The organism is Pseudomonas protegens (assembly GCF_003363755.1).
In the GTDB taxonomy this organism is placed as follows: domain Bacteria; phylum Pseudomonadota; class Gammaproteobacteria; order Pseudomonadales; family Pseudomonadaceae; genus Aquipseudomonas; species Aquipseudomonas danubii.
Genome location: NZ_CP031396.1, coordinates 4775110 through 4801235 on the forward strand (window position 1 = coordinate 4775110; position 26126 = coordinate 4801235).

General features: G+C 63.4%; 23 protein-coding genes. 19 read left to right on the forward strand and 4 right to left on the reverse strand.

The annotated features are described in order from the left end of the window. The first annotated feature begins 8 nt into the window (after window positions 1–8). The 4 genes from DWF74_RS21555 (at window position 9) to DWF74_RS21570 (ending at window position 4393) form a co-directional block, all read left to right on the forward strand. Window positions 9–551 (forward strand): YaeQ family protein, encoded by a 543-nt coding sequence (locus tag DWF74_RS21555; protein ID WP_011059467.1) that lies wholly within the window; start codon window positions 9–11, stop codon window positions 549–551. Window positions 552–608: 57 nt separating this feature from the next. Beyond that, window positions 609–2318, forward strand: a complete 1710-nt coding sequence (gene recJ / locus DWF74_RS21560; protein ID WP_115581680.1) for a single-stranded-DNA-specific exonuclease RecJ — start codon at window positions 609–611, stop codon at window positions 2316–2318. A gap of 353 nt (window positions 2319–2671) precedes the next feature. Next, the gene (locus DWF74_RS21565; protein WP_115581681.1) at window positions 2672–3055 is read left to right on the forward strand and encodes a DUF6124 family protein; all 384 of its coding nucleotides are present in this window, start codon (window positions 2672–2674) and stop codon (window positions 3053–3055) included. A 231-nt stretch (window positions 3056–3286) separates the two neighbouring features. Next, window positions 3287–4393, forward strand: a complete 1107-nt coding sequence (locus tag DWF74_RS21570) for an NADH:flavin oxidoreductase/NADH oxidase (protein ID WP_102861321.1) — start codon at window positions 3287–3289, stop codon at window positions 4391–4393. A 139-nt stretch (window positions 4394–4532) separates the two neighbouring features. Here the strand turns inward: DWF74_RS21570 and DWF74_RS21575 are convergent, their stop codons facing one another. After that, window positions 4533–6152, reverse strand: a complete 1620-nt coding sequence (locus DWF74_RS21575; protein ID WP_115581682.1) for a glucan biosynthesis protein D — start codon at window positions 6150–6152, stop codon at window positions 4533–4535. Window positions 6153–6351: 199 nt separating this feature from the next. Here DWF74_RS21575 and DWF74_RS21580 point away from each other — a divergent pair, with 199 nt between their 5' ends. Beyond that, on the forward strand, window positions 6352–6885 hold the full coding sequence (locus tag DWF74_RS21580; RefSeq protein WP_115581683.1) for a GNAT family N-acetyltransferase: 534 nt from the start codon (window positions 6352–6354) through the stop codon (window positions 6883–6885). Here the strand turns inward: DWF74_RS21580 and DWF74_RS21585 are convergent. From DWF74_RS21585 to DWF74_RS21595, 3 genes are all read right to left on the reverse strand, one after another. Next, the gene (locus DWF74_RS21585; RefSeq protein WP_115581684.1) at window positions 6882–8069 is read right to left on the reverse strand and encodes a DUF418 domain-containing protein; all 1188 of its coding nucleotides are present in this window, start codon (window positions 8067–8069) and stop codon (window positions 6882–6884) included. The genes DWF74_RS21580 and DWF74_RS21585 overlap by 4 nt on opposite strands. Window positions 8070–8253: 184 nt before the next feature. Further along, window positions 8254–9276 (reverse strand): hypothetical protein, encoded by a 1023-nt coding sequence (locus tag DWF74_RS21590; protein WP_240321953.1) that lies wholly within the window; start codon window positions 9274–9276, stop codon window positions 8254–8256. 35 nt (window positions 9277–9311) lie between these two features. Beyond that, a complete protein-coding gene (locus DWF74_RS21595) occupies window positions 9312–9722 on the reverse strand; it encodes a hypothetical protein (RefSeq protein WP_102878519.1) in 411 nt (136 codons plus the stop codon). A 402-nt stretch (window positions 9723–10124) separates the two neighbouring features. On the opposite strand from DWF74_RS21595, the gene DWF74_RS21600 reads away from it, so the two are divergent. The 14 genes from DWF74_RS21600 to DWF74_RS21665 all read left to right on the forward strand — a co-directional run bounded on the left by DWF74_RS21600 (window position 10125) and on the right by DWF74_RS21665 (window position 26112). Further along, on the forward strand, window positions 10125–10850 hold the full coding sequence (locus DWF74_RS21600) for a tellurite resistance TerB family protein (RefSeq protein ID WP_102861326.1): 726 nt from the start codon (window positions 10125–10127) through the stop codon (window positions 10848–10850). 214 nt (window positions 10851–11064) lie between these two features. Beyond that, window positions 11065–12687, forward strand: coding sequence for a methyl-accepting chemotaxis protein (locus DWF74_RS21605; protein WP_115581685.1), 1623 nt, complete (start codon window positions 11065–11067; stop codon window positions 12685–12687). After that, the gene (locus tag DWF74_RS21610) at window positions 12687–13223 is read left to right on the forward strand and encodes a chemotaxis protein CheW (protein ID WP_110596464.1); all 537 of its coding nucleotides are present in this window, start codon (window positions 12687–12689) and stop codon (window positions 13221–13223) included. Before DWF74_RS21605 ends, DWF74_RS21610 begins: the two co-directional genes overlap by 1 nt. Continuing rightward, complete coding sequence (locus tag DWF74_RS21615) at window positions 13220–14497, forward strand: CheR family methyltransferase (RefSeq protein WP_102861329.1); 1278 nt, start codon at window positions 13220–13222, stop codon at window positions 14495–14497. The genes DWF74_RS21610 and DWF74_RS21615 overlap by 4 nt, the downstream gene beginning before the upstream one ends. Beyond that, the gene (locus DWF74_RS21620) at window positions 14494–15180 is read left to right on the forward strand and encodes a chemotaxis protein CheW (RefSeq protein ID WP_102861330.1); all 687 of its coding nucleotides are present in this window, start codon (window positions 14494–14496) and stop codon (window positions 15178–15180) included. Before DWF74_RS21615 ends, DWF74_RS21620 begins: the two co-directional genes overlap by 4 nt. After that, window positions 15177–17495: a hybrid sensor histidine kinase/response regulator gene (locus tag DWF74_RS21625; RefSeq protein WP_115581686.1), complete on the forward strand. Its 2319-nt coding sequence runs from the start codon at window positions 15177–15179 to the stop codon at window positions 17493–17495. The genes DWF74_RS21620 and DWF74_RS21625 overlap by 4 nt, the downstream gene beginning before the upstream one ends. Beyond that, complete coding sequence (locus DWF74_RS21630; protein WP_110652336.1) at window positions 17492–18502, forward strand: chemotaxis response regulator protein-glutamate methylesterase; 1011 nt, start codon at window positions 17492–17494, stop codon at window positions 18500–18502. The genes DWF74_RS21625 and DWF74_RS21630 overlap by 4 nt, the downstream gene beginning before the upstream one ends. Window positions 18503–18550: 48 nt before the next feature. Further along, window positions 18551–19552: a response regulator gene (locus DWF74_RS21635; protein ID WP_102861333.1), complete on the forward strand. Its 1002-nt coding sequence runs from the start codon at window positions 18551–18553 to the stop codon at window positions 19550–19552. A 235-nt stretch (window positions 19553–19787) separates the two neighbouring features. Next, window positions 19788–20883 (forward strand): peptide chain release factor 2 gene (prfB, locus tag DWF74_RS21640; RefSeq protein ID WP_102861334.1). Its coding sequence is split into 2 segments (ribosomal slippage): window positions 19788–19859 and window positions 19861–20883, totalling 1095 coding nucleotides; the frame shifts between segments, so codons are not numbered across the junction. Between the two features lie 92 nt (window positions 20884–20975). Further along, window positions 20976–22478: a lysine--tRNA ligase gene (gene lysS / locus DWF74_RS21645; protein WP_102861335.1), complete on the forward strand. Its 1503-nt coding sequence runs from the start codon at window positions 20976–20978 to the stop codon at window positions 22476–22478. A gap of 105 nt (window positions 22479–22583) precedes the next feature. Continuing rightward, complete coding sequence (locus tag DWF74_RS21650) at window positions 22584–23300, forward strand: TetR/AcrR family transcriptional regulator (RefSeq protein WP_102861336.1); 717 nt, start codon at window positions 22584–22586, stop codon at window positions 23298–23300. A 243-nt stretch (window positions 23301–23543) separates the two neighbouring features. Then, entirely contained in the window at window positions 23544–24821 is a 1278-nt protein-coding gene (locus DWF74_RS21655; RefSeq protein ID WP_115581687.1) for a flavohemoglobin expression-modulating QEGLA motif protein, read from the forward strand. Window positions 24822–24874: 53 nt separating this feature from the next. Beyond that, window positions 24875–25789 carry an alpha/beta hydrolase gene (locus DWF74_RS21660; RefSeq protein WP_115582471.1) on the forward strand — a complete coding sequence of 305 codons (915 nt, stop codon included), beginning with the start codon at window positions 24875–24877 and terminating at the stop codon, window positions 25787–25789. Beyond that, entirely contained in the window at window positions 25786–26112 is a 327-nt protein-coding gene (locus tag DWF74_RS21665) for a hypothetical protein (RefSeq protein WP_016967760.1), read from the forward strand. Before DWF74_RS21660 ends, DWF74_RS21665 begins: the two co-directional genes overlap by 4 nt. Window positions 26113–26126: the final 14 nt, after the last annotated feature.

Here is a 26126-nt window from a genome sequence, read left to right on the forward strand (position 1 = left end):
GCCCGCACATGGCCCAGCCGTCCACCACTTACAAATTCGAACTGAACCTGACCGACCTCGACCGCGGGGTCTATGAAAGCGTCAAGCAGACCATCGCCCGTCACCCTTCGGAAACTGAAGAACGCATGACAGTGCGGCTGCTGGCCTACGCCTTCTGGTACAACGAGCACCTGTCGTTCGGTCGGGGTCTGTCGGATGTGGACGAGCCCGCCCTGTGGGAAAAGAGCCTGGACGACCGCGTCCTGCACTGGATCGAAGTCGGCCAGCCGGACGCCGATCGCCTGACCTGGTGCTCGCGTCGCACCGAGCGCACCAGCCTGCTGGCCTACGGCAGCCTGCGGGTCTGGCAGACCCGGGTGCTGGACGCGGTGAAGAACCTGAAGAACCTCAATATCGCCGGCGTGCCCCAGGAGGTCCTTGAGACCCTTGCCAAGGACATGCCGCGGGTCATCAAGTGGGACGTGATGATCAGCGAAGGCACGATCTTCGTCACCGACGATCGCGGCCAGCATGAAGTGCAGCTGGAATGGCTGCTGGGCGAGCGCGGCTGATTGCCCGCGCCGCTCCTGAACGACCCACCGTCTCCCAAGAGAAGTTGCTGTTAGCCCATGCGTATCGAACCCCGTGAGTTGCCCGCCGTCCTGCCCTTTCTCGGCGACCTGCCGCCACTGCTGACCCGCCTCTACGCCGCCCGTGGCGTGCAATCGGTGGAGGAGTTGGACAAGAGCCTGGCGCGGCTGATCCCGTTTCAGCAGCTCAAGGGTATCGACGCCGCGGTGGACCTGCTGGTGACCGCTCTGGACCAGCGCCAGCGCATCCTCATCGTCGGCGACTTCGACGCCGACGGCGCCACCGCCAGCACCGTGGGCGTGCTGGGCCTGCGCCTGCTGGGCGCGGCCCACGTCGATTACCTGGTGCCCAACCGCTTCGAATACGGCTACGGCCTGACCCCGGAAATCGTCGCCGTGGCCCTGCAGCGTGAGCCGCAGCTGCTGATTACCGTGGACAACGGCATCTCCAGCGTCGAAGGCGTGGCCGCAGCCAAGGCCGCAGGCTTGCAAGTGCTGGTCACCGACCACCACTTGCCCGGCCATGAACTGCCGGCGGCGGACGCCATCGTCAACCCCAACCAGCCGGGCTGCGAGTTTCCGAGCAAGGCCCTGGCCGGGGTCGGGGTGATCTTCTATGTGCTGATGGCCCTGCGTGCGCGCCTGCGCAGCCTGGGTCGCTATGAAACCCGGCCGCAGCCGAACATTGGCGAGCTGCTGGACCTGGTGGCCCTGGGCAGCGTGGCGGACGTGGTGCCCCTGGACGCCAACAACCGCATCCTGGTGCATCAGGGCCTGGAGCGGATTCGCGCCGGTCGAGCGCGGCCGGGGCTCAAGGCGATTCTCGAAGTGGCCAAGCGCGATCACTCGCGCATCACCTCCACCGACCTGGGCTTTATTCTCGGCCCGCGGCTCAACGCCGCCGGGCGCTTGGACGACATGAGCCTGGGCATCGAGTGCCTGCTCAGCGACGACGTCTCGGCGGCCCGGGCCATGGCCGCCCAGCTCGACGAGCTGAACCAGGACCGCAAATCCATCGAGCAGGGCATGCAGCGCGAGGCCCTGGCCCAGCTCAAGGAACTGCCGGTGGAGTCCATGCCGTTCGGCCTGTGCCTGTTCGATGCCGACTGGCACCAGGGGGTGATCGGGATTCTCGCTTCGCGCCTGAAAGAGCGTTATCACCGGCCGACCATCGCCTTTGCCGATGCCGGCGAGGGCATGCTCAAGGGCTCGGCGCGTTCGGTGCCGGGCTTTCATATCCGCGACGCCCTGGACGCCGTGGCCGCGCGCCATCCGCAACTGATCAGCAAGTTCGGCGGCCACGCCATGGCCGCCGGCCTGTCCCTGCCGGAGCAGAACTTCCCGGCCTTTGCCGAGGCCTTCGACGCAGAAGTGCGGCGCCAGCTGCGCGAAGAAGACCTCACCGGGCGCCTGCTGTCGGACGGCACCCTGGCGGTGGAAGAGTTCCACCTGGAACTGGCCCGCGCCTTGCGCCACGCCGGTCCCTGGGGCCAGCACTTCCCCGAGCCGATGTTCCACGGGGTGTTCGAACTGGTGGAGCAACGCATCGTTGGCGAGCGTCACCTGAAAGTGGTGCTGCGCAGCGAATGCGGCTCGCTGAAGCTGGACGGCATCGCCTTCGGCATCGACCGCGAAGTCTGGCCCAACCCGACCATCCGCTGGGTGGAACTGGCCTACAAGCTCGACCTCAACGAGTTCCGGGGCCAGGAAACCGTGCAGTTGATGATTGCCCATATCGAACCGCGTTAAGGGCGACGAGGGTGGTTTCGCCAGACTTTTGGAAAGCGGGATGGCGGTATGTCTCTTTCTTTTGTAAGGGGTTTCCGAGACACTCCCGGGCGCTTGTGGCGATCTACTCAGCTGACTAGTCTCGGTTCATCACTGCTTATCAGTGATCGGGAATAGCAGCCCGGGTCGAACGCAAGCGATGCCATCAGCACTGCCATGCAGATTTGCAGTGTGTTGTTATGGCGGCTGTGCGTGGGGGCGCTTTCGGGCGCACCGGTTCCTCGACCCGGTCTGCTAGCCCGCGTACAGCCGCCACCCTGTTTAAACGTCTAGCAGCGTTAGGTGTGGAGGCTTCATCGTCGAGGAGCTACACCATGAAAAAGATAGTCCCCGATCCGCCTGTTTCCCCTCCTTCTTCCCGTCGTAATGCTGCCCACGATCTGGCCAATGAAAGGGTTCGCCATGCCCTGGCCAATATCGGCGTAGAGGGCTCGCTGATCGCGACGCTGCAACCCACCGCCGCGGGTTCTGCGGGCCCCGATAATCCCTTCACTGTGCGCCCCGGTATCAGTGCCGAAGAAGCGTTGATTCATGTGTCCATGCTGCTCAAGGCCGCCGAGGAGGTGTCCGACGAGATCACCGAGCAGGCCAGTGGCGTGGAGCGCGGCCTGATCTGGTCCCTGGTGCATTCGGTGGAAATGGCCCGCTGCGTGGTGGATGCCCTGCTCGATGGCAATCGCCGAGCTCCGCTTGGCTGATAGTGCCCTGGCCGCTGCCGCTGGCAGCGGCCAGGGCAACAGTTTTTTGCCCGGCACCCATCAGGAACCCTGCCAGCGGCAGTGTTGTCGACTAGTCTCTAAGCACTGTCTGATTGGCCTTGTGACCTTTTGTCATTCTTCTACCCGCGGGGGCGGGCGCTTCACTTCGCAGTCACTCGTCGACCGTTCAAACAGAACCCTGGAGCCTGACCATTGATCGAGAGGTGCCCCATGAGTCTGCTGCTTGAACCCTATACCGTGCGTCAACTGACCCTTCTCAACCGTATCGCCGTGTCGCCCATGTGCCAGTACTCGTCGGTGGACGGGCTGGCCAATGACTGGCATCTGGTGCACCTGGGCAGCCGTGCCGTCGGCGGCGCCGGTTTGATCTTCACCGAAGCCACGGCGGTCACCGCCGAGGGCCGGATCACCGCCCAGGACCTGGGCCTGTGGAACGACGCCCAGATCGAACCCTTGCAGCGCATCACCCGTTTCATCACCGCCCAGGGCGCGGTGGCGGGTATCCAGTTGGCCCATGCCGGGCGCAAGGCCAGTACCCATCGGCCCTGGCTGGGCAAGTCCGGCAGCGTCAAGCCCGAGGACGGCGGCTGGGTGCCGGTGGGGCCATCGCGGATTGCCTTCGATCCGCAGCACACGCCGCCCACACAACTGGACCAAGGGCAGATCGACGAGATCATCCAGGCCTTCGTCGCGGCCGCCAAGCGGGCCCTGGTGGCTGGTTTCAAGGTGGTGGAGGTGCATGCCGCCCACGGCTACCTGCTGCACCAGTTCCTCTCGCCCTTGAGCAATCAGCGTCAGGACCTGTACGGCGGTTCGTTCGAAAATCGCATTCGCCTGGTGTTGCAAGTGACAGAGGCGGTACGAAAAGTCTGGCCCGAAGAGCTACCGCTGTTTGTGCGGGTGTCGGCTACCGATTGGGTGGAGGACGGCTGGAACCCGGACGAGACCGTGGAGCTGGCGCGGCGCCTCAAGGATCTGGGGGTGGATTTGATCGATGTGTCGTCCGGCGGCACCGCGGCCAATGCTGAGATTCCCACCGGACCGGGTTATCAGACGCGCTTTGCCGAGCGAGTGCGCAAGGAGTCGGGCATGGCCACCGGCACCGTGGGACTGATCACGGAACCGGCCCAGGCCGAGCACATTCTGCGCACCTGTCAGGCGGACATCATCTTCCTCGCCCGGGAGCTGCTGCGCGATCCTTACTGGCCACTGCATGCCGATGATGACCTGGGCGGGCGCAAGGCAATCTGGCCGGCGCAGTATCAGCGGGCGACCCACAGGGACCAGCCGATTCATGAGTCGGACTTGCGCGATTAAGGTTGTGCCGATGTAAAAAAAACCGGCCCGTGTGGGCCGGTTTTTTTGTGTCTGACTGCTGGCCGCCTTCGCGGGCAAGCCCGCTCCTGCGGAGGCGGTGGGATCTGTAGGAGCCGGCTTGCCGGGGGCTGTCAGCCGATCAGGGGTATTTGCGCTTGTCCGGCGCCGGGGGGAAGTACTGGTACAGCCAGGTTTCGCTCAGGGTGCGATCGTGGGTGCGGATGAACAGCCGCAGTTCCACCGGATCGACGCTGTCGTTGGTCGGGTACCAGTCGAAGAGGATGCGGTAGCCCTTGATCTCGTCCAGCACCAGGATGCTGAAGTCCTTGACCTCGCCGTTGGAGGCGGTGACCACCGGTTCGATGCCAGTGCCGGCGGGCAGGCGATCGAGGCCGCCGCCAGTGAAGTCCACGGCAAAGCGTCGGGCCCAGACTGGCGGGTAGTGCTCGCCCGGGGCCCAGCCTTCGACGAAACCGCCCATGCCGGAACGGGTGGCGTGGACCCGCGCCAGTGGCGTGCCGACCGGCGGCAGGGCGCTCCAGTAGAGCTTGTAGCCGTAGTTCAGGGAGTCGCCGGCGGCCACGGGTTTTTTCGGGGTCCAGAAGGCCACGATGTTGTCCATGGTTTCGCCGGTGGTGGGGATTTCCAGCAGGTCGATGCTGCCTTCGCCCCAGGCGGTGGTGGGCTCGACCCACAGGCTCGGACGACGACTGTACCAGTCCACGGTGTCCTGGTAGCTGGCGAACTCGTGGTCGGTCTGCACCAGGCCGAAGCCCTTCGGGTCCTTGTCGGCGAAAGCGTTGAACTGCAGGTTGGCCGGGTTGTTCAACGGGCGGCAGATCCATTCGCCATTGCCGCGCCACATGGCTAGGCGGTCGGAGTCGTGGATCTGCGGGTGGATGGTGTCGCACATGCGCCGTTCATGGGTGCCGCAGCTGAACATGCTGGTCATGGGGGCGATGCCCAGTTGTTCGATGGCGGTACGGGCATTGATGTGGGCGTCGATTTCCATCACCACGCGCTCGGCCTGGCAGTCGATGTCGAAGCGGTAGGCACCGGTGGCGCTTGGCGAGTCCAGCAGGGCGTAGACCACGAAGCGGGTGCTGTCCTTGTCCGGGGTCTCGAACCAGAACTGGGTGAAGTCGGGGAATTCCTCGCGACGTTTGGCGTAGGTGTCGATGGCCAGGCCCCGGGCCGACAGGCCGTACTGGCCGGTGGCGTCCACCGCACGGAAATAGCTGGCGCCGAGGAAGGACACCACGTCATGCCTGTCCAGTTCCGGTGCCTTGAACAGCTTGAAGCCGGCAAAGCCCAGGTCGCCCTTGAGCTGGGCGGTGTCGACGCTGGTGTTCTGGTAGTTGAACAGCGCGGGACGGAAGTGCACTTCCCGCGCCTGGCGGGTCTTGGGGTCGACGCTGTGCATGCGTACCGGTTGCTTGAAGCCCATGCCCACATGGAAGAACTGCACATCCAGCTGGCCGTTCAGGTCATTCCACAGCGAGTGCTGGCTGTCGTACTGGATGGCGTTGAAGTTCTGCGGCGTCATCTGCGCCAGGGTCGGTGGCAGCACCTGCTTGGTGTCCACGTATTGCTGGCTGGCCAGTTGCTTGGCCTGGGCCTTGAGACGCTCGAAGTCGAATGCCTGGGCTTGGCCATCAGCGGCGCCTGCCCAGGCCCTGGCTGCCAGCAGACCGCTGGCCGAGAGGCCGGTGTAGGCCGCCAGGGCCATGGAGGCTTTGAGGAGATTCCTGCGGTGCATAGGTGAACCTTATACGGGGAAAGATCCCCAGCCGTTCCTGGCTGTATGAGGGGATCGCGAGGTGAGGTTCGGTCATGCCATCGGCCAAACGCAACTGAATGTAAACAGACGGCGGATAGAATAAACGGTTCGCCAGGGGCAGAAAAATGATTAGCTTGTGTCCATTGGTAACCACTGATCAGCTCCAGGAACCTGTCCCATGCTGCACCCGCGCCTGCTCACCGACGACGATATCCAACGGCTCAAATTGATCGACCGCGCCGAGGTCATCGATGAGTTCTACCGCCTGCAGGAGGGCGTTCTGCTGCGTTATGCCCAGCATGAAGTGGTGGAGGGCTGGCCGGAGGGCGAGGCCGAGCATGACGCGCTGATCTTGCAGCAGTGTTACCAGCGCGGCGGCTGGTTGTACGGGGTGTTCGATGGCCCGGCTCTGGTGGCCGCGGCGGTGGTGGATTGCCTGCCCATCGAGGCTGCCGGGCTGGATTTGCGGCAGTTGAAGTTCCTGCATGTGAGCCGGGCTTATCGCGGCCTTGGCCTGGGCCGGCAACTCTTCGCCCTGGCTCGGGAGCAGGCCCTGATCATGGGCGCCCAGGGCTTGTATGTGTCGGCTACGCCGTCGCGGCACACCGTGGATTTTTACACCGGCCTGGGCTGTGAGCTGCTGGCCATCCCGGACTCGGAGCTGCTGCGCCTGGAGCCCGAGGATATCCACCTCTATCTGCGTCTGGTTTAAGCCTGGAGGGGCTTGCGCCAGTTCGGCCAGGCACCGATGGTCAGCGCCCGCAGCAGCCACTCGCAAGGGCCGTACTGATGAGTACGCAGCCACAGGGCGCTGAGTTGCATCTGCAGCCAGTAGATGGCGATGACCAGGACGGGCATCCACAGCGGCGACAGATGGTTGATCAGCCCCAGTCCGTAGCCGGTGAACAGCAGGCAGAGGATCAGTGATTGCAGCAGGTAGTTGCTCAGGGACATCCGGCCCAGAGGGGCCAGGCGTTGGCACAGACGCTGGCCCAGAGGGGAATGAAAGGCCCTGAGCAGCAGCATGGCGTAACTGGCCGAGAGCAGCGGCGCGGTCAGTTGGCTGATGCTGTAGCCGATGACTTCCAGACCACCACCGGGGGCGTAGGCTGCCCAGTATCCGTAAAGCAGGGCGCCGCCCAGACCCAGGGTCAGGGCCAGCAGCCCTGGCAGCCTGCGTTCAAAGCGGTAAGGCGCCGCCAGCAGGCCTTTGCGCCCGGCGACATAGCCCAGCAGGAACATCGCCAGGGTGCTGGGGCCCTGCAGTAGCCACAGGGCAGAAGCGGTCTCCAGCAGGTGAGAGGCGTTGTAGGCCAGGGTATCCAGGGCATCGCCCCCCAGGGCCATGTCCTTGAGCACCGCTGCGCCGTCGGTGGCGCCGGTGTAGAGACCGGCGCTCAGCAGTTGGACACCCAACAGCAGGATCAGCACGGCGGTTCCCGTGATCAGCACCAGCGCCAGGGTCGCGGCCCACCTTGCCGACAACCCGCGCAAGGCCAGCAGCACCAGGCCCAGCAGCGCGTACAGGGTGAGGATCTCGCCGTAGAACAGCAGCGCGCCGTGCACCAGGCCGATGGCCAGCAAGGCCAGTTGCCGCCGCAGCATGCGCGGCACGAAGCGTTCGCCCGCTCGCTCGGCGGAGGCCATCTGCAGGGTGAAGCTGTAGCCGAACAGGAAGGAGAACAGCAGGTAGAACTTGGCCTCGAACAGCACCGACACCAGCCAGCGGATCAGGTGGTCGAGGTCGCTGGCGTAGGCCGGGTTGCTGACCGGCGAGGCGTAGTAGGGGTCGGCGAAAGACCAGATGTTCACCGCCAGGATGCCCAGCAGCGCGAAGCCGCGCAGGGCATCGACCTGCTGCAGGCGCGCGGCCTGGCGCGGTAATGGCGCGTTCATTTCCGGGACCTGGGCTGCGGGGCGTGTTCCAGAGCGGCGAGGTGCATGGGCGGGCCTGTCGGTGAACGGAGTGAAGGCTCAATTAACGCGATCAGGCGGTGTGCGGGCAATCAAACTCTTGTGAAAAAAAGTCAACAAACCTGAGGCGCCGTGTCCGCCCCGGGGCCCGCACGCCGCTCCGGGGTCAGCTCCCCGCCGGCGCCGTGGCTGGCAGGCACTGGGCTCCACCGGCGGGTGTTTGGCCTTTTTTCGTCCACCATGTCAGGGGCCGGATGCTGTTCAGGTCGCCGCGCTTGATCGCTTCTTGGTAGCAGGCCAGGGCCCGGGGGCCATCGGTGGTGCCCCACTTGCCCTCGGCGTAGCCGCTGCCCAGGTAGTAGTAGGCGTCGGCCGAGTCCAGTTCCCGGGCGGTGCGCTGCACCAGCTCTTCGGACTTGCGCGGTTGCTGGCATTCATTGACGGAGCCATCGCCGCGGGGGTCGCAGTAGTACATCGACAGCATCAACGCCGCCTCGGCATCGGTCTGGGCGTAAGGCAGCAGCAGTTCTTCCGGCTCCCCGGGCTTGAGCTCCGGTGCCATGCCCGAGTAACCCAGACTCACGGCCCGCACTGCCGCCGTGGCCGAGCCATGCCGGGCGGCGTCCAGCAGAAGCTGCTGGCCCAGCTCGAAGAAGTACTGGGTCAACAGGTACTGCTCGCGACCGCCGTAGCCCAGGAACAGATCGGCCTTGCGCATCTGTCGCTGCAGGGCGGTTTCATTGGCCGGAGCATCCTGGTTGAGCAGGCCGTCCATGGACCACTGTTCCACCCGCACCAGTTGCCAGCAGGCGCCCTGTTGAAAGACGAAGGCCTGGACCACGTCACCCAGCGGATCATGCACCACCAGGGTCTGGCTCTCCCAGAAGGCTTGCAGTCCGGCCCGAGCCTGGGCCTCTGGATCAAGCAGGGTCAGCAGGTGACGGGTATCGCCCGTCAGCTTGTGCCGGGTGGTGATCTCGCGGCCGTACTCGTCATGGGTCGGGCGCTGTTCAATCAGCGGCGAATCGGTGAACGCCTGCTGCAGCTGCGGGCTGCTGGCAAAGGCCTTGAGGAAGGTCGGCAGGTCGCTGGACGGGCAGGCGGGCGCAGCGGCCTGTGCCGCCTGGGTGGCGGCGCCGAGCAACAGGGCGGCGAGCAACGGGCGCAAGAGATGACGAAGGGCGGGCATCGGCGAACTCATCAAGGTTGGAGGCGAAGCGTCGGTCATGGCGTGTCCGGCGGGGGTGTCGGTACGCAGCAGCGGCACAGCCACTGCGCCAGCCAGATTGCCAGCAGCAGCGGCACGCTCATCAGGAAGCAATAGACGTAGCCACGTATCGGATGGTCGGGAAACATCGCCCAGGCGGTGAACAGCACCAGGGCGCCGACCAGGCCCAGCTTGGCCTTCAGGTTGGGCACCAGGGCCACCAGCACGCTGACGAGGATCAGCAATTGGAGCAGGAGTTCCACCATCATTCCCAGGCCAAAGCCCTTGGCGATGGAACCGAAGTGGCTGCGATACACCGATATGCCCCAGACATGTGCCAGATAGAACAGCGGCGCCGGCAGCGAAAGGGGCACGAGGCCGGTGATGATGCGTATCAGGTGATAACGGCCTACGGCGTCCAGGCTCATGGGCGGCACTCGTGGGCGGTGGCGCAGTTCTGTCGGGGCATGGGCGCATCCTTGCTGCCGGAAGGTCTTCAGCGATTCCGGTCGGTGGCGCCGGGTTTTTTCAGGCGGGCGATAGTGCCGTAACTCGGGGCGCTAATCCAGTCTGGCAGCCTGGGTGGGTACTGATCGAGGACCCTTGATGCAGGCATTTCGCGCGCATGGGGGGCTTCGTTGGCAAGCCGGCTCCTGCAAGGGGATCTTGGTCGTGGTGCAGGTCATGTGTCTGGCCTGTTGTCCGGTCCTGTGTCCGGTTCCTGGGAAAGCAACATTCAGAAGCACTATCGTCCCCCTGAACCTGGGCACTTCTCTCTAGGCTTACGGCCTTATGTGTCGATGTGACACCCAATTTTCCGGAGGCGGCAGATGAACACCCGTGGATTGCTCGATCAATTACTCAGGTCCGGTCAGGAGTTGCTGCAGAACAAGGCAGGCGCGGCGCCAACGGACAAGGCCCGGCCCGATTCCAGTGGCCTTGGCGGCTTGCTCGGCGGCAAGGCCGGCGGGCTGGGTGGACTGCTGTCCGGAGCGGGCGGCGGGGCCCTGGCAGCTGGCGCCATGGGCTTGCTGCTGGGCAACAAGAAGGCCCGCAAGTTTGGCGGCAAGGCCCTGACCTATGGCGGCCTGGCGGCTCTCGGAGTGCTGGCCTACAAAGCCTACGGCAACTGGCAAGCGCAACAGGGCACTGCTCCTCGCAACGAGCCGCAGACCCTTGACCGGCTGCCGGCGCAGCAGGTGGAGCAGCACAGCCAGGCGATCCTCAAGGCACTGGTGGCGGCAGCCAAGGCCGATGGTCACGTGGACGAACGTGAGCGGGCACTGATCGAAGGCGAGTTCCGCAAGCTGGACAACGATCCGCAATTGCAGAACTGGCTGCACAGCGAGTTGAACAAACCCCTGGACCCGGCGGACGTGGCCCGTGCTGCCAGCACCCCGGAGATGGCGGCCGAGATGTACCTGGCCAGCGTGATGCTGGTGGATGAAGAACACTTCATGGAAAAGGCCTACCTGGACGAACTGGCGCGTCAGTTGAAACTGGCGCCGGGGCTCAAGGCCGAACTGGAAAGCCAGGTGCGCCAGAGCGTTCTCTGAAGCACCTGGGACTTGTCGTTTGCCAAGGATGGCGGTTCTGCCGGAAGGTATTGCCGAAATACCTTCTGCAAGCCTGAAAGTGCCCGCTAAGCCACCATCCAGAGCGGGTGCACAAAGATGCCGAAAGTGCCATTCGGGTTCTTAAACCACCCATAAAACCTGCATCGTCCTCGGCTATACTCCTCGCATTTTTGAATGGCTTCGAGGACTGACTGTGAAGAACTGGACGTTGCGCCAACGCATTTTGGCGAGCTTTGCGGTGATTATTGCCATCATGTTGTTGATGGTCGTCGTCTCGTACTCGCGCCTGTTGAAGATCGAAGCCGGTGAAGAGCGCATGCGCAATGACGCGGTGCCCGGGGTCTATTTCAGTTCGATGATTCGCGGAGCCTGGGTCGACAACTACCGACAGACGATGGAAATCATCGGACTCAAGCGGGACCAGGGCATCAGCGCCCAAGACCAGGAGAACTTCAGGAAATATGAAGAAATCCTGCAGACTCAGATGGCCGGTTACCAGCAGTCCATCACCGCTGAGGAGGATCGGATTGCGTTCGCGGCCTTCGAGAAAGACCATCAAGAGTTCAATCGCGTCATGGCCCAGGTGCTGGACCTGCACCTGCGGAACCAGAGTGCTGAGGCGATCCGCTTGTTCAACGAGCAACTGACCCCGCTCTGGATCAAGGGCCGCATCAAGCTCAACGAGCTCATCAGTTTCAACAAGCGCATAGCCGATTCTGCCACCCATGCCATCGACGATGCCGTGGCCGCAGCCAAGGTTGGGATGGGCGTGTCGTTGCTGGTGGCGATTTTCGTCGCTGGTCTATGTGGCCTGCTGTTGATGCGGGCGATCATGGCGCCGATGAATCGCATCGTGAGCATTCTTGAAATCATGCGCACCGGTGACCTCAGCGGCCGTTTGAACCTGGAGCGCAAGGACGAGTTCGGCGCGGTGGAAACCGGCTTCAACGACATGATGACCGAGCTCACCGCCCTGGTATCGCAGGCCCAGCGTTCGTCGGTGCAGGTCACCACGTCGGTGACCGAGATTGCCGCCACCTCCAAGCAGCAACAGGCCACCGCCACCGAGACCGCCGCCACCACCACGGAAATTGGTGCCACTTCGCGGGAAATCGCCGCCACATCCCGGGATCTGGTGCGCACCATGACTGAAGTATCCAGCGCCGCCGATCAGGCTTCGGTGCTTGCCGGTTCCGGCCAGCAAGGCCTGGCGCGCATGGAAGACACCATGCATTCGGTGATGGGCGCCGCGGACCTGGTGAACGCCAAGCTGGCGATCCTCAATGAGAAGGCCGGCAACATCAATCAGGTGGTGGTGACCATCGTCAAGGTTGCCGACCAGACCAACCTGCTGTCGTTGAACGCCGCCATCGAGGCGGAGAAAGCCGGCGAGTACGGTCGCGGCTTTGCCGTGGTGGCCACTGAAGTGCGACGTCTGGCGGATCAGACCGCCGTCGCCACCTACGACATTGAACAGATGGTCCGTGAGATCCAGTCGGCGGTGTCGGCGGGGGTCATGGGCATGGACAAGTTTTCCGAAGAGGTGCGTCGCGGCATGGCCGAGGTGCAGCAGGTGGGTGAGCAACTGTCGCAGATCATCCATCAGGTCCAGGCGCTGGCGCCTCGGGTGCTGATGGTCAATGAAGGGATGCAGGCCCAGGCCACCGGCGCCGAGCAGATCAACCATGCCCTGGTGCAACTGGGTGATGCCAGCAGCCAGACTGTCGAGTCCCTGCGCCAGGCCAGCTTTGCCATTGATGAGCTGAGCCAGGTGGCCGTGGGCCTGCGCAGCGGCGTCTCGCGTTTCAAAGTCTGATGGATGAGTTCGCGCACAAGCGCAGCGCCGCAGCCGGGGCGCGCAGTGCTCTGTTCCTGGTGTTCCGCATCGGTCAGGAGCGCTATGCACTACAGGCTGTTGACGTGGTGGAGGTGTTGCCGCGCCTGCAGCTCAAGCCCATTGCCCAGGCACCGTCCTGGGTCGCCGGGGTCTTTGCCTATCGCGGGGTGGTGGTGCCGGTCATCGACCTGTGCGAGCTGACGTTCGGGCGTGCGGCGCAGTTGCGTACCAGTACCCGTTTGGTGCTGGTGCACTACCGTGGCGACGGCTCCCAGCCACCCCGAGTGCTGGGTTTGTTGCTGGAGCAGGCCAACGACACGTTGCGCTGCGACCCCCAGGAATTCCAGCCCTATGGCCTGGACAACCGCCAGGCGCCGTATCTGGGGCCGGTGCGTGAAGACGCCCAGGGGCTTTTGCAATGGGTGCGGGTCGATGACTTGCTGAGCGCGCAGGTGCGGGAGTTGCTGTTTCCGGCCGAGCCTCTGGACCCGGCGTCGCTTGAGGAGCCTCGATGAGCGACGAACAACGGTTTTTCGACTTTCTCAAAGAGCGAATCGGCCTGGATGTCGCCTCGGTGGGCCCGGCGATCATCGAACGCGCGGTGCGCCAGCGCAGCAATGCCCTGTATGCCCGCAGCAGCGATGAGTACTGGCAAAAGCTGCAAGGCTCGCGGGACGAACAGCAAGCCCTGATCGAGGCGGTGATCGTTCCGGAAACCTGGTTTTTCCGTTATCCGGAGTCCTTCGCCACCCTGGTCAAGCTGGCCAAGGAACGTCTGTCACAGATCAAGGGCATGCGCGCCTTGCGCCTGTTGAGCCTGCCCTGTTCCACCGGTGAGGAGCCTTACTCGATTGCCATGGCTCTGCTGGATGGCGGCCTGGCTCCCCATCAGTTCAAGGTCGACGGCCTGGACGTCAGCCCGTTGTCAGTGGAGCGGGCCCGTGGGGCGGTCTATGGCAAGAACTCCTTTCGTGGCCAGAACACCGAGTTTCGCGAGCTGCACTTTTGTGCCGAGGGTGATCGTTATCGCTTGAGCGAGCGGGTTCGCGAGCAAGTACGGCTGCAGGTGGGCAATGTCCTGGATCCGGGCTTGCTGGCCAGCGAGCCGCCTTTCGACTTTGTCTTCTGTCGCAACCTGCTGATCTATTTCGACCAGCCGACCCAGCGTCAGGTGTTCGAGGTGCTCAAGCGCCTGACCCATGAAGAGGGGGTGCTGTTCATCGGGCCTGCAGAGGGCAGCCTGCTGGGGCGGCTGGGCATGCGTTCGATTGGCATTCCCCAGTCCTTTGCCTTCAGCCGGCACAGCGAGCCCGAGCCTGCACCGGCTCCCGTGGCCTTGCCTCAGCCCTTGTCCTTGCCCCTGCCGCCGCGCAGCTCGGTGCCTGCGGCGCCGCGCCAGCGCCCCTTTGCCGTCCGTGCAGCCCCGGCCCCAGTGGCCGAGAGCACGCCGCCGGACAGCGATGCCGCGAGCCTGCTGGCCAACATTGCCGCCTTGGCCAATGAGGGCAAGAGTGCGCAAGCCCGTGCCGCCTGCGAGCGCTATCTGCAGCAGCATGAACCTGTGGCCCAGGTGTTCTATTGGCTGGGGCTGCTCAGCGATGTGGCCGGCAACGCCATGGAAGCCCAGGGTTTCTACCGCAAGGCCCTGTACCTGGCTCCCCAGCACCCTGAAGCCCTGGCGCACCTGGCGGCGCTGCTGGCATCCCAGGGCGATGTCGCCGGAGCCCAACGATTGCAGGAGCGCGCTGCCCGCAGCACTCGCTCTGCCGACAGTGAGTTGAAACGATGAGCCATTCCTACTCATTGGACGTGACCCGTGAAGATGCGCAGGCCATCGACGATTGCTGGAACCGCATCGGCATCCACGGCGACAAGTCCTGCCCCCTGCTCGCCGAGCATATCCATTGCCGTAACTGCGCGGTCTACTCCGCCGCTGCTACGCGCCTGCTGGACCGCTATTCGTTGCGTCAGGAGGACCGGGAACACGCGCTGAACCTGGAGGCCGACAGCGATGTGGTCACCCGTTCGCTGCTGATGTTCCGTCTCGGCGAGGAGTGGCTGGGACTGGCGACCCGGTGCCTGCTGGAGGTGGCACCGCTGCAGGAAATCCATTCCTTGCCTCACCAGCGTTCCCGGGCGTTGTTGGGGGTGGCCAACGTGCGCGGGGCCCTGGTGGCCTGTCTGTCATTGACCGAACTGCTGGGCCTGGATGGCACACCGGTGGTCGCTGCTGCCGGGCGGGTCATGCCGCGGATGCTGATCATTGGGGCCGAGGGCGGCCCGGTGGTGGTGCCGGTGGATGAGGTGCATGGTATCCATGCCCTCGATGAACGCCTTCTCAACGCTGCCTCGCTCTCCGGAGAACAGGCCAATGCCAAGTACACCCGTGGCGTGCTGCAATGGCAGGGACGTAGCCTGCGCTTGCTGGATGAAGAGCAACTGCTCTTGGCCGTGACCCGGAGCCTGACATGACCCCCGATCAAATGCGCGATGCCTCGTTGCTGGAACTGTTCAGCCTGGAAGCCGAGGCCCAGACCCAGGTACTCAGTACCGGGCTGCTGGCCCTGGAGCGCAATCCGACCCAGGCTGACCAGTTGGAAGCCTGCATGCGTGCCGCCCACTCGCTCAAGGGCGCGGCGCGGATTGTCGGGGTCGATGCCGGGGTCAGCGTTGCCCATGTGATGGAGGATTGCCTGGTCAGTGCCCAGGAAGGGCGACTGTACCTGCAGCCCGAGCATATCGACGCCCTGTTGCAGGGCACTGACCTGTTGATGCGGATTGCCAGTCCCGGGGGCACCGAGACCGTGGCGCCGGATGTTCCGGGCTATGTGGCGTTGATGGAGCAGTTGCTGGCTCATGGACCGGGGGCGCCAAGCGTGCCGGCCCAGGCCAGCGCCGTGCCAGAGCCGCAGTTGGAAGCACCAGTGGCGCCCATGGCGCAGTTGCCGAGGGAACTGGAGCCCTTGCCGCCACCTAGCGATCCGGCCCTGGAGCCGGCAGTGAGCAGCGGGCGCCCAGGCAAGCGCATGACCGAAGGCGGCGAGCGGGTGCTGCGGGTGACCGCCGAGCGCCTCAACAGCTTGCTGGACCTGTCGAGCAAATCCCTGGTGGAAACCCAGCGGCTCAAGCCCTACCTGGTCACGATGCAGCGCCTCAAACGGATTCAGAGCAACAGCCTGACCGCCCTGGAAAATCTCAACCTGCACCTTAAGGAGCATGCGCTGAGCCTGGAGGCCCAGGAGGCACTGGCCGACGCGCGGCGCTTGCTGGCCGAGTCCCAGCAACTGTTGGCGCTGCAGACCGCCGAGCTCGATGAGTTCGGCTGGCAGGCCAGTCAACGGGCCCAGGTGCTTTATGACACGGCCCTGGCCTGTCGCATGCGGCCCTTTGCCGATGTCCTCACCGGTCAGGTGCGCATGGTCCGCGATCTGGGGCGCAGCCTGGGTAAACAGGTACGCCTGGAAGTTGAAGGCGAGAAAACCCAGGTCGACCGCGATGTGTTGGAGAAACTCGAAGCACCGCTGACTCACCTGCTGCGCAATGCCGTCGACCACGGCATCGAGCTGCCTGAGCAGCGCCTGTTGGCGGGCAAGCCGGCCGAAGGGGTGATTCGTCTGCGGGCCTCGCACCAGGCCGGTCTTCTGGTGCTGGAACTCAGTGATGACGGTAACGGCGTGGATCTTGAGCGCTTGCGCCAGAGCATTGTCGAGCGTCAGCTGTCGCCGGCCCAGACCGCCGCCCAGCTCAGCGAGGAAGAATTGCTGACGTTCCTGTTCCTGCCGGGCTTCAGCCTGCGGGACAAGGTCACCGAGGTTTCCGGACGCGGCGTCGGCCTGGATGCGGTGCAGCATATGGTGCGGCAGCTGCGTGGCGCGGTGGAACTGGAGCAGACCAGCGGCCAGGGCAGCCGTTTCCACCTGGAAGTGCCCTTGACCCTGTCGGTGGTGCGCAGCCTGGTGGTGGAGGTCGGCGACGAGGCCTACGCCTTTCCGCTGGCCCATATCGAACGCATGTGCGACCTGGAGCCCGAGTCCATCGTCCAGGTGGAAGGGCGCCAGCATTTCTGGCACGAGGGGCGGCATGTAGGGCTGGTGGCCGCCAGTCAACTGTTGCAGCGGCCGGCGACCGAGACCAACGCGCCGACTCTCAAGGTGGTGGTGATTCGCGAGCGCGATGCGGTGTACGGGATCGCCGTGGAACGCTTTATCGGCGAGCGCACCCTGGTGGTGCTGCCGCTGGATGACCGCCTGGGCAAGATCCAGGATATTTCCGCCGGGGCCCTGCTCGATGATGGTCGGGTGGCGCTGATCGTGGATGTCGAGGACATGCTGCGTTCGGTGGACAAACTGCTCAATACCGGCCGCCTGGAGCGCATCGCACGTCATCACCAGCAGCATGCACAGGCTGCGCGCAAGCGTATTCTGGTGGTGGACGACTCACTGACGGTGCGAGAGTTGCAGCGCAAGCTATTGATCAATCGCGGCTACGATGTGGCCGTTGCAGTGGACGGCATGGATGGCTGGAATGCCTTGCGTTCGGAAAGCTTCGACTTGCTGATCACCGATATCGATATGCCGCGAATGGATGGAATTGAATTGGTCACACTCTTGCGTCGCGACAATCGCCTGCAGTCCCTGCCGGTGATGGTGGTGTCCTACAAGGATCGTGAGGAAGACCGGCGCCGTGGACTGGATGCCGGTGCCGACTACTATCTAGCCAAAGCCAGTTTCCATGACGACGCCCTGCTCGACGCAGTGGTTGAGCTGATTGGAGGAGCGCGGGCATGAAGATAGCGATAGTCAACGACATGCCCATGGCCGTGGAGGCGTTGCGCCGGGCCCTGGCCTTCGACCCCAGCCACGAGGTGGTGTGGGTGGCCACCAATGGCGCCGAGGCGGTGAAATACTGCGCCGAACTGACGCCGGACCTGATTCTCATGGACCTGATCATGCCGGTCATGGATGGTGTCGAGGCCACGCGGCGGATCATGGCCGAGTCGCCTTGCGCCATCGTGATCGTCACGGTCGACCGCCAGCAGAATGTGCACCGAGTGTTCGAGGCCATGGGCCATGGCGCCCTGGACGTGGTGGATACCCCGGCCCTGGGCGCGGGCAATGCCCAGGAGGCGGCGGCGCCGCTGCTGCGCAAGATCCTCAATATCGGCTGGCTGATCGGCCAGCGTGGCAGTCGGGTGCGCTCGGCGCCGGTGCCGCTGCGCAGTGGTGCGCCACGCCAGAGCCTGGTGGCCATTGGCTCCTCCGCTGGTGGCCCGGCGGCCCTGGAAGTGTTGCTCAAGGGCTTGCCAAAGGACTTTCCCGCCGCCATCGTGCTGGTCCAGCACGTTGATCAGGTGTTTGCCGCCGGCATGGCCGAGTGGCTCAGCAGCGCCTCCGGCCTGCAGGTACGGCTGGCCCGGGAGGGCGAGCCGCCGCAAAGCGGCACCGTATTGCTGGCAGGCACCAACCACCATATCCGCTTGTTGAAGAACGGCACCCTGGCCTACACCGCCGAACCGGTGAATGAAATCTACCGGCCCTCCATCGACGTGTTTTTCGAGAGTGTCGCCAGCTATTGGAATGGCGATGCGGTGGGGGTGCTGCTGACCGGCATGGGTCGCGATGGTGCCCAGGGCTTGAAGTTGATGCGCGATCAGGGTTATTTGACCATCGCTCAGGACCAGAACAGTAGCGCGGTGTATGGCATGCCCAAGGCGGCCGCTGCCATCGGTGCCGCCGCAGAGATTCGCCCACTGGACAAGATTGCTCCACGTTTGCTGGAGATATTTGCCAAATGACTGAAAAACGCAGCTGTCCTGGCCAGGTAGCAACTCAGGTGACAACCCATGAATGATTTACAGCTCGACGAATTCAAGACCGACGAAAACGCCGCGATGGTGTTGCTGGTGGATGACCAGGCCATGATCGGCGAGGCCGTTCGGCGTGGGTTGGCGAATGAGGAAAACATCGACTTCCACTTCTGCGCCGATCCTCACCAGGCCATCGCCCAGGCCATCCGCATCAAGCCCACGGTGATCCTCCAGGACCTGGTGATGCCAGGGCTGGATGGCCTGACCCTGGTGCGCGAGTACCGTAATCATCCGGCGACCCAGAACATCCCGATCATTGTCCTCTCGACCAAGGAAGACCCGCTGATCAAGAGTGCGGCCTTTGCCGCCGGGGCCAACGACTACCTGGTCAAGCTGCCGGACAACATCGAGTTGGTGGCGCGCATTCGCTATCACTCGCGCTCCTACATGACCCTGTTGCAGCGCGATGCGGCCTACCGTGCGTTGCGGGTCAGCCAGCAGCAATTGCTGGACACCAACCTGGTGCTGCAGCGACTGATGAACTCCGACGGCCTGACCGGGCTGTCCAACCGTCGGCACTTCGACGAATACCTGGAACTGGAATGGCGTCGGGCGATGCGTGAGCAGAGCCAGCTGTCGTTGTTGATGATCGACGTCGATTACTTCAAGACCTACAACGATACCTTCGGCCACCTGGAGGGGGATGAAGCCCTGCGCAAGGTGGCCACGGCGATTCGTGAAGCCAGCAGCCGGCCCTCGGACCTGCCGGCGCGCTACGGCGGCGAAGAGTTCGTGCTGGTGCTGCCCAATACCTCGCCGGGCGGGGCGCGACTGGTGGCGGAGAAGCTGCGCCAGACCGTGGAAGCGTTGAAAATCCCTCATATCGTGCCGGTGGAGGGCGCCAGCCTGACCATCAGCATCGGTCTTTCCACGGTAACGCCGCAGCCCAACAGCCATTGTCGACAGTTGATTTCGGCGGCGGACAAGGGGCTGTACCTTGCGAAGAACAACGGTCGCAACCAGGTAGGGATCGAGTAGCGGCTCTGGGGGGCGGCTCATGGCCTGCGGGTAGCGGGCTGGCCCCGGCTGCGTTTCGGACCCGGGCGCAGGTGGATCAGGGCGGTAAAATGGCGCCTGCGCGCGAATCTCAGTGGTTCGCTCACTGAAATTAGATGGTCGATTGGCCTCTAAAGCCGCTAAGCGGGCTGCCGTGATTCGGTGATTCCGTTATAATCTCCGGCTTTCAAAAGTTCGCCAACGAGTGCCGCCCCCCATGGAAATCAACCCGATCCTGAACACCATCAAGGACCTGTCCGAGCGCTCCGAAACTATTCGGGGGTATCTTTGACTACGATCAAAAGCATGAGCGTCTGACCGAGGTCAATCGCGAGCTTGAAGATCCGAGTGTCTGGAACAAACCCGAATACGCCCAGGAACTGGGCCGCGAGCGCGCTGCGCTGGCACAGATCGTCGAGACCCTGGACGAGCTGAACGGCGGTCTGGCCGATTGCCGCGACCTGCTGGATATGGCGGTCGAAGAAAACGACGAAGGTGCGGTGGGCGATGTGGTCGCCGAACTGGCCCGTCTCGAGGAAAACCTCGCCAAACTAGAATTCCGCCGCATGTTCAGCCACGAAATGGACCCGAACAACGCCTACCTGGACATCCAGGCCGGTTCCGGCGGTACCGAGGCCCAGGACTGGGCCAACATCCTGCTGCGCATGTACTTGCGCTGGGCCGACAAGCGCGGTTTCGAAGCGACCATCATGGAGCTGTCGGCCGGTGAAGTCGCCGGGATCAAGGGCGCGACCGTGCACATCAAGGGCGAATACGCCTTCGGCTGGCTACGCACCGAGATCGGCGTGCACCGCCTGGTGCGCAAGAGCCCGTTCGACTCCGGCAACCGTCGCCATACCTCGTTCTCGGCAGTGTTCGTCTCGCCAGAGATCGATGACAAGGTGGAAATCGAGATCAACCCGGCCGACCTGCGGATCGATACCTATCGCTCCTCCGGTGCCGGTGGTCAGCACGTAAACACCACCGACTCGGCTGTGCGTATTACCCACGTACCGACCAACACCGTGGTCAGCTGCCAGAACGAACGCTCCCAGCACGCCAACAAGGACACCGCCATGAAAATGCTGCGGGCCAAGTTGTACGAGCAGGAAATGCAGAAGCGCAACGCGGCTTCCCAGGCCCTGGAAGACACCAAGTCGGACATCGGCTGGGGTCATCAGATTCGCTCGTACGTGCTCGACGCGTCGCGGATCAAGGACCTGCGCACCAACATCGAACGCAGCGACTGCGACAAGGTGCTCGACGGCGACATCGACGAGTACCTGGAAGCCAGCCTGAAGTCCGGCCTGTAAAACCCTGTAGGAGCCGGGGGGACGAAGAGTCCTTGCCCGGCGCCCCCCGGCCGCAGGCCGGGGGCAACGAACCTGATGGAAAATTTAAAGACATGAGCGACCAACAACTCGACCCGCAAGCCCTGCAACAGGAAGAAAACTCCCTGATCGCCCTGCGCAAGGAAAAGCTTGCTGCCGAGCGCGCCAAGGGCAATGCCTTCCCGAACGACTTCCGCCGCGAAAACTACTGCGAAGATCTGCAGAAAAAGTACGCCGACAAGACCAAGGAAGAGCTGGCAGAGGCGGCGATCCCGGTCAAGGTTGCTGGTCGCATCATGCTCAACCGTGGCTCGTTCATGGTGATCCAGGACATGACCGGTCGCATCCAGGTCTACGTCAACCGCAAGACCCTGTCCGAAGAAACCCTGGCCGCGGTGAAAACCTGGGACATGGGCGACATCATTGCCGCCGAAGGCACCCTGGCCCGTTCCGGCAAGGGTGACCTGTACGTTGAAATGACCCACGTGCGCCTGCTGACCAAATCGCTGCGTCCGCTGCCGGACAAGCACCACGGTCTGACCGACACCGAGCAGCGCTACCGCCAGCGCTACGTTGACCTGATCGTCAACGAAGACGTGCGCCAGACTTTCCGCGTGCGTTCGCAAGTCATTGCCCACATCCGCAGCTTCCTGATGAAGCGCGACTTCCTCGAAGTCGAAACGCCGATGCTGCAAACCATTCCTGGCGGCGCCGCGGCCAAGCCGTTCGAGACTCACCACAACGCCCTGGACATGGAAATGTTCCTGCGCATCGCGCCTGAGCTGTACCTGAAGCGGCTGGTGGTTGGCGGGTTTGAAAAAGTGTTCGAGATCAACCGCAACTTCCGTAACGAAGGCGTTTCGACTCGTCACAACCCTGAATTCACCATGTTGGAGTTCTACCAGGCCTACGCCGACTACGAAGACAACATGGACCTGACCGAAGAGCTGTTCCGTGAACTGGCGCAACTGGTGCTGGGCAGCACCGACGTGCCTTACGGCGACAAGGTGTTCCACTTCGGCGAGCCGTTCGCCCGTCTCTCGGTGTTCGATTCGATCCTCAAGTACAACCCTGAGCTGACGGCCGATGACCTGAATGACATCGACAAGGCTCGCGCCATCGCCAAGAAGGCCGGCGCCAAGGTGTTGGGCTTCGAAGGTCTGGGCAAGTTGCAGGTGATGATTTTCGAAGAGCTGGTGGAGCACAAGCTGGAACAGCCGCACTTCATCACCCAGTACCCGTTCGAGGTGTCGCCGCTGGCCCGTCGCAACGACGAGAACCCCAACGTCACCGACCGTTTCGAGCTGTTCATCGGCGGCCGCGAGATCGCCAATGCCTACTCCGAGCTCAATGACGCGGAAGATCAGGCCGAGCGCTTCATGGCCCAGGTGGCCGACAAGGACGCCGGTGACGACGAAGCCATGCACTACGACGCCGACTTCGTCCGTGCCCTGGAATACGGCATGCCGCCCACCGCCGGTGAAGGCATCGGTATCGACCGTCTGGTGATGCTGCTGACCAACTCGCCGTCGATTCGCGACGTGATCCTGTTCCCGCACATGCGGCCGCAAGCTTAAGTGTTGTGAATAAGAAGCCGCCTTTAACAGGCGGCTTTTTATTGTCTGGTTGGAACTGACGTACCGCTTCTAATTCTGTGTGATTTTCAAGAGGGAATATCTGTCGTGAACCGCGCAATTGCTCAAGAAGGTGCAGCCGGCATAGCCACTGCGGTGGCTGAAAGTGTTCAGTACCAGGGGCGCAAGGCCAGCCGGCAGGGCAGTGAGCAGCGTAGACAGGACATTCTTGATGCCGCCATGCGCATTGTGGTGCGTGACGGCGTGCGGGCCGTGCGCCATCGCGCGGTGGCCGCCGAAGCCGGTGTGCCCTTGTCGGCCACCACCTATTACTTCAAGGATATCGATGACCTGCTCACCGATACCTTCGCTCAGTATGTGGAACGCAGCGCGGCGTTCATGGGCAAGCTGTGGGCCAACAACGAAGGGTTGCTGCGGGAAATGGTCGCCTACGGTGATGGCAGTCCGGCGTCTCGCTCGCAGCTGGCCGACGACATCGCACGGCTGACCGCCGACTATGTGCAGCGCCAGTTGAGCACCCGCCGTGAGCACCTGATGGCCGAGCAGGCCTTCCGCCAGGAAGCCTTGCTCAACCCGCGCCTGGCGCAGCTGGTGCGTTCGCACCAGCAGATCCTGCTCCACGGCACCTGTCAGTTCTTTGAGGTCTTGGGCTCGCGGGAGCCGCAGCAGGATGCCAAGGTGTTGACGTCTATAATCGGCCGGATGGAGTATCAGGGCCTGCTCAACGGCGCTGAGCCGCTGGCGGAGGAAGAGATGCTCGGCATTCTCACCCGCTACATGCATCTGGTTCTGGCTTCGGTCTGACGCGCCCCACACGGCTGACTGGCTGCGGCCTGTCGGCCGGGGCCCACGCCAGGGGCTACAGTCATTCTGGTGTTCAAAGGAGAGTTGCATGCAAGCCTGGCGCATTCTGATTGCCCCGTCGTTCCTGCTGCTCAGCGGTTGCCAGATGCTCTTCAAGGACCCGCTGCCGGCTGAACAGGCGGCGCCTGCCCAATTGCTGGGCAAGTGACCCCGCGCTACAGACCCATTCAATAGGAGTTTCGGGTGGACGATTACCAGCAGACGATACGCACTTTGTCCGATCGCATAGTGCTGGCCCAGACACCGATCCGGGTGCTGGATGCGGTGAAGTGGGACGAGAACATCCGCAAGGGCTTTCTCAAGGCCAAGGGCAAGGAAATGCCGGCTGTGGACCGCACCTATTACGAAGGGCGACCGCTGTCCTTTGACTCTGGCGCGGTGAAACTGGAGTTCCAGAACATTGAGCGTGACATCACCCGCCAGTTGGGCCAGTTCAACCCGGTGGGGCAGATCATGCGCCGCATGTGCAAGGAATACCGCATGGTGGTGCGCATGCTCGAAGCCCGGGGGACCGCTGATTTCGGGCTGATTTCCCAGGAGCTTTACGGCGCCGCGTCCGACGCCTTCCACGCCGGTGATCCGACTCTGGCGGACCTCGGGCTGATGATGTCCGACTACCTGAACAACATCGACGGGCGTGGCGATCTCAAGGACGAACCCAAGACTCTCAGTGCCAAGGAAGCGGTGAGCCTGCTGCAAAGCCGGTTGAACAAAGTGTTCGGCGAGGCCGAGGAAACCATCCGCGTATTCGAGTCCGATGGCATTGTCGCCGACGCGGCAGCGGGCGCCGACTACATCAAGATCCGCAGCGATGCGATGTTCAACAACCGGGACGTGCGGGCGCTGGAAGTCCATGAGGGGTTGGTGCATGTGGGCACCACCCTCAACGGGTTGAACCAGCCGATCTGCACCTTCCTGGCCAAGGGCCCGCCGTCGTCCACGGTGACCCAGGAAGGCCTGGCGATCCTGATGGAGATCATCACTTTTGCCTCCTACCCCAGCCGCCTGCGCAAGCTGACCAACCGCACCCGAGCCATCCACATGGTGGAGGAGGGCGCGGACTTTCTGCAGGTGTTCGAGTTCTTCCGTGAGCAGGGTTTCGAGATGGCCGAGAGCTACGGCAACGCCAGCCGGGTGTTCCGCGGTTCGGTGCCCAACGGGCTGCCGTTTACCAAAGACTTGTCCTATCTCAAGGGCTTCATCATGGTTTACAACTACATTCAGCTGGCTGTGCGCAAGGGCAAGCTGGAACAGATCCCCTTGCTGTTCTGCGGCAAGACCACCCTGGAAGACATGCGAACCTTGCGCCAACTGGTGGATGAAGGCCTGGTGGTGCCACCCAAGTACCTGCCCGACCAGTTCCGCGACATGAATGCGCTGTCGGCGTGGATGTGTTTCTCCAACTTCCTCAACCACCTGAGCCTGGATCGGATCGAGGCGGATTACTCCAATATCCTTTGAATTTTTCCGGGGGCGCACATGGACGTATTCATAGATACACGGATGGGCCGATGATGCGTTTGTTGGCCGCCCTGACGTTGCTGCTGTGCCTCACCGGCTGCAGCTCGTTGCTGTTCTATCCCGAGCCCGGGCTGCCCTTTACCCCCGAACGGGCCAAGCTCGAATACCGTGACATTACCCTGACCACCGCCGACGGCCTCAAGCTGCACGGCTGGTGGCTGCCGGCCAAACCGGGGGTGACCGTCAAGGGCACGGTGCTGCACCTGCACGGCAACGGCGGCAACCTGGCCTGGCACCTGGGGGGCAGTTGGTGGTTGCCGGAGCAGGGCTATCAGGTGCTGCTGGTGGACTATCGCGGCTATGGCTTGTCCGAAGGTGCGCCGAGCCTGCCGGCGATCTACCAGGACGTCGATGCCGCGTTCAAGTGGCTGGACCAGGCCCCGGAGGTTCAAGGCAAACCCTTGATCGTCCTCGGACAAAGCCTTGGCGGTGCCCTGGCCATTCATTATCTGGTGGAGCACCCCGAGCGTCAGGCCCAACTCAAGGCCATCGTCCTCGACGGCGTGCCGGCCAGTTATCGCGATGTCGGGCGTTATGCCCTGAGCACGTCCTGGCTGACCTGGCCCTTGCAGGTGCCTTTGTCGTGGCTGGTGCCAGACGCCGACAGCGCGGTTCACCTGCTGCCGCGCCTGACCGGGGTGCCGAAACTCATCTACCACAGCATCGATGATCCGATCGTGCCTCTTTCCAACGGCATCCGGGTGTATCAAGCTGCGCCGCCGCCGCGGGTCCTGCAACTGACCCGCGGCGGCCATGTGCAAACCTTTGCCGATCCGACCTGGCGCCGCGTGATGCTGCGCTACCTCGACGATCCGCAGCATTTCGACGGGTTGCGCCGCCTGGGGGAAATCCCCAACTACCCGGCGACGCCGAATTCAGCAGTTGAACCTCCAGAGAGTCCGCAATGAGTGAAGAACGCAACGCCATTCCCATGATCATCACCGGTATCTGCAGCATCATCGTTACCGTGGGCAGCCTGTGGTACTACGGCTACCTGCACTTCGCCAAACCGGAGGACGCGCTGCTGCTCAGCGACTTCACCATGCTCAAGACCGTGCCCGGCGAGGACTACAAGATCTCCCTGCAACCGGCCGATGAAGTGGCCCAGTGCATCGATGGCGTGCTGGTGTTGTTCGACACTCAGCAGAAGGGCTTGACCGGGGTCCTGGTGAACAAGAAGAAGCAGGCCGTGCGCTGCATGGGGCAAGAGACGCCGCAACTGCAGCAGTGATCGGTTTGCCGGCC

Excerpts from the sequence above, each read along its gene's own strand:
- lysS (WP_102861335.1), top strand. The coding sequence starts at position 20,976 with ATGAGCGACCAACAACTCGACCCGCAAGCCCTGCAACAGGAAGAAAAC.
- DWF74_RS21625 (WP_115581686.1), top strand. The coding sequence starts at position 15,177 with ATGACCCCCGATCAAATGCGCGATGCCTCGTTGCTGGAACTGTTCAGC.
- DWF74_RS21575 (WP_115581682.1), bottom strand. The coding sequence starts at position 6,152 with ATGCACCGCAGGAATCTCCTCAAAGCCTCCATGGCCCTGGCGGCCTAC.
- DWF74_RS21620 (WP_102861330.1), top strand. The coding sequence starts at position 14,494 with ATGAGCCATTCCTACTCATTGGACGTGACCCGTGAAGATGCGCAGGCC.
- DWF74_RS21565 (WP_115581681.1), top strand. The coding sequence starts at position 2,672 with ATGAAAAAGATAGTCCCCGATCCGCCTGTTTCCCCTCCTTCTTCCCGT.
- recJ (WP_115581680.1), top strand. The coding sequence starts at position 609 with ATGCGTATCGAACCCCGTGAGTTGCCCGCCGTCCTGCCCTTTCTCGGC.
- DWF74_RS21665 (WP_016967760.1), top strand. The coding sequence starts at position 25,786 with ATGAGTGAAGAACGCAACGCCATTCCCATGATCATCACCGGTATCTGC.
- DWF74_RS21610 (WP_110596464.1), top strand. The coding sequence starts at position 12,687 with ATGGATGAGTTCGCGCACAAGCGCAGCGCCGCAGCCGGGGCGCGCAGT.
- DWF74_RS21635 (WP_102861333.1), top strand. The coding sequence starts at position 18,551 with ATGAATGATTTACAGCTCGACGAATTCAAGACCGACGAAAACGCCGCG.
- DWF74_RS21660 (WP_115582471.1), top strand. The coding sequence starts at position 24,875 with ATGCGTTTGTTGGCCGCCCTGACGTTGCTGCTGTGCCTCACCGGCTGC.
- DWF74_RS21585 (WP_115581684.1), bottom strand. The coding sequence starts at position 8,069 with ATGAACGCGCCATTACCGCGCCAGGCCGCGCGCCTGCAGCAGGTCGAT.
- DWF74_RS21580 (WP_115581683.1), top strand. The coding sequence starts at position 6,352 with ATGCTGCACCCGCGCCTGCTCACCGACGACGATATCCAACGGCTCAAA.
- DWF74_RS21600 (WP_102861326.1), top strand. The coding sequence starts at position 10,125 with ATGAACACCCGTGGATTGCTCGATCAATTACTCAGGTCCGGTCAGGAG.
- DWF74_RS21555 (WP_011059467.1), top strand. The coding sequence starts at position 9 with ATGGCCCAGCCGTCCACCACTTACAAATTCGAACTGAACCTGACCGAC.
- DWF74_RS21615 (WP_102861329.1), top strand. The coding sequence starts at position 13,220 with ATGAGCGACGAACAACGGTTTTTCGACTTTCTCAAAGAGCGAATCGGC.
- DWF74_RS21590 (WP_240321953.1), bottom strand. The coding sequence starts at position 9,276 with ATGCCCGCCCTTCGTCATCTCTTGCGCCCGTTGCTCGCCGCCCTGTTG.
- DWF74_RS21595 (WP_102878519.1), bottom strand. The coding sequence starts at position 9,722 with ATGAGCCTGGACGCCGTAGGCCGTTATCACCTGATACGCATCATCACC.
- DWF74_RS21570 (WP_102861321.1), top strand. The coding sequence starts at position 3,287 with ATGAGTCTGCTGCTTGAACCCTATACCGTGCGTCAACTGACCCTTCTC.
- DWF74_RS21630 (WP_110652336.1), top strand. The coding sequence starts at position 17,492 with ATGAAGATAGCGATAGTCAACGACATGCCCATGGCCGTGGAGGCGTTG.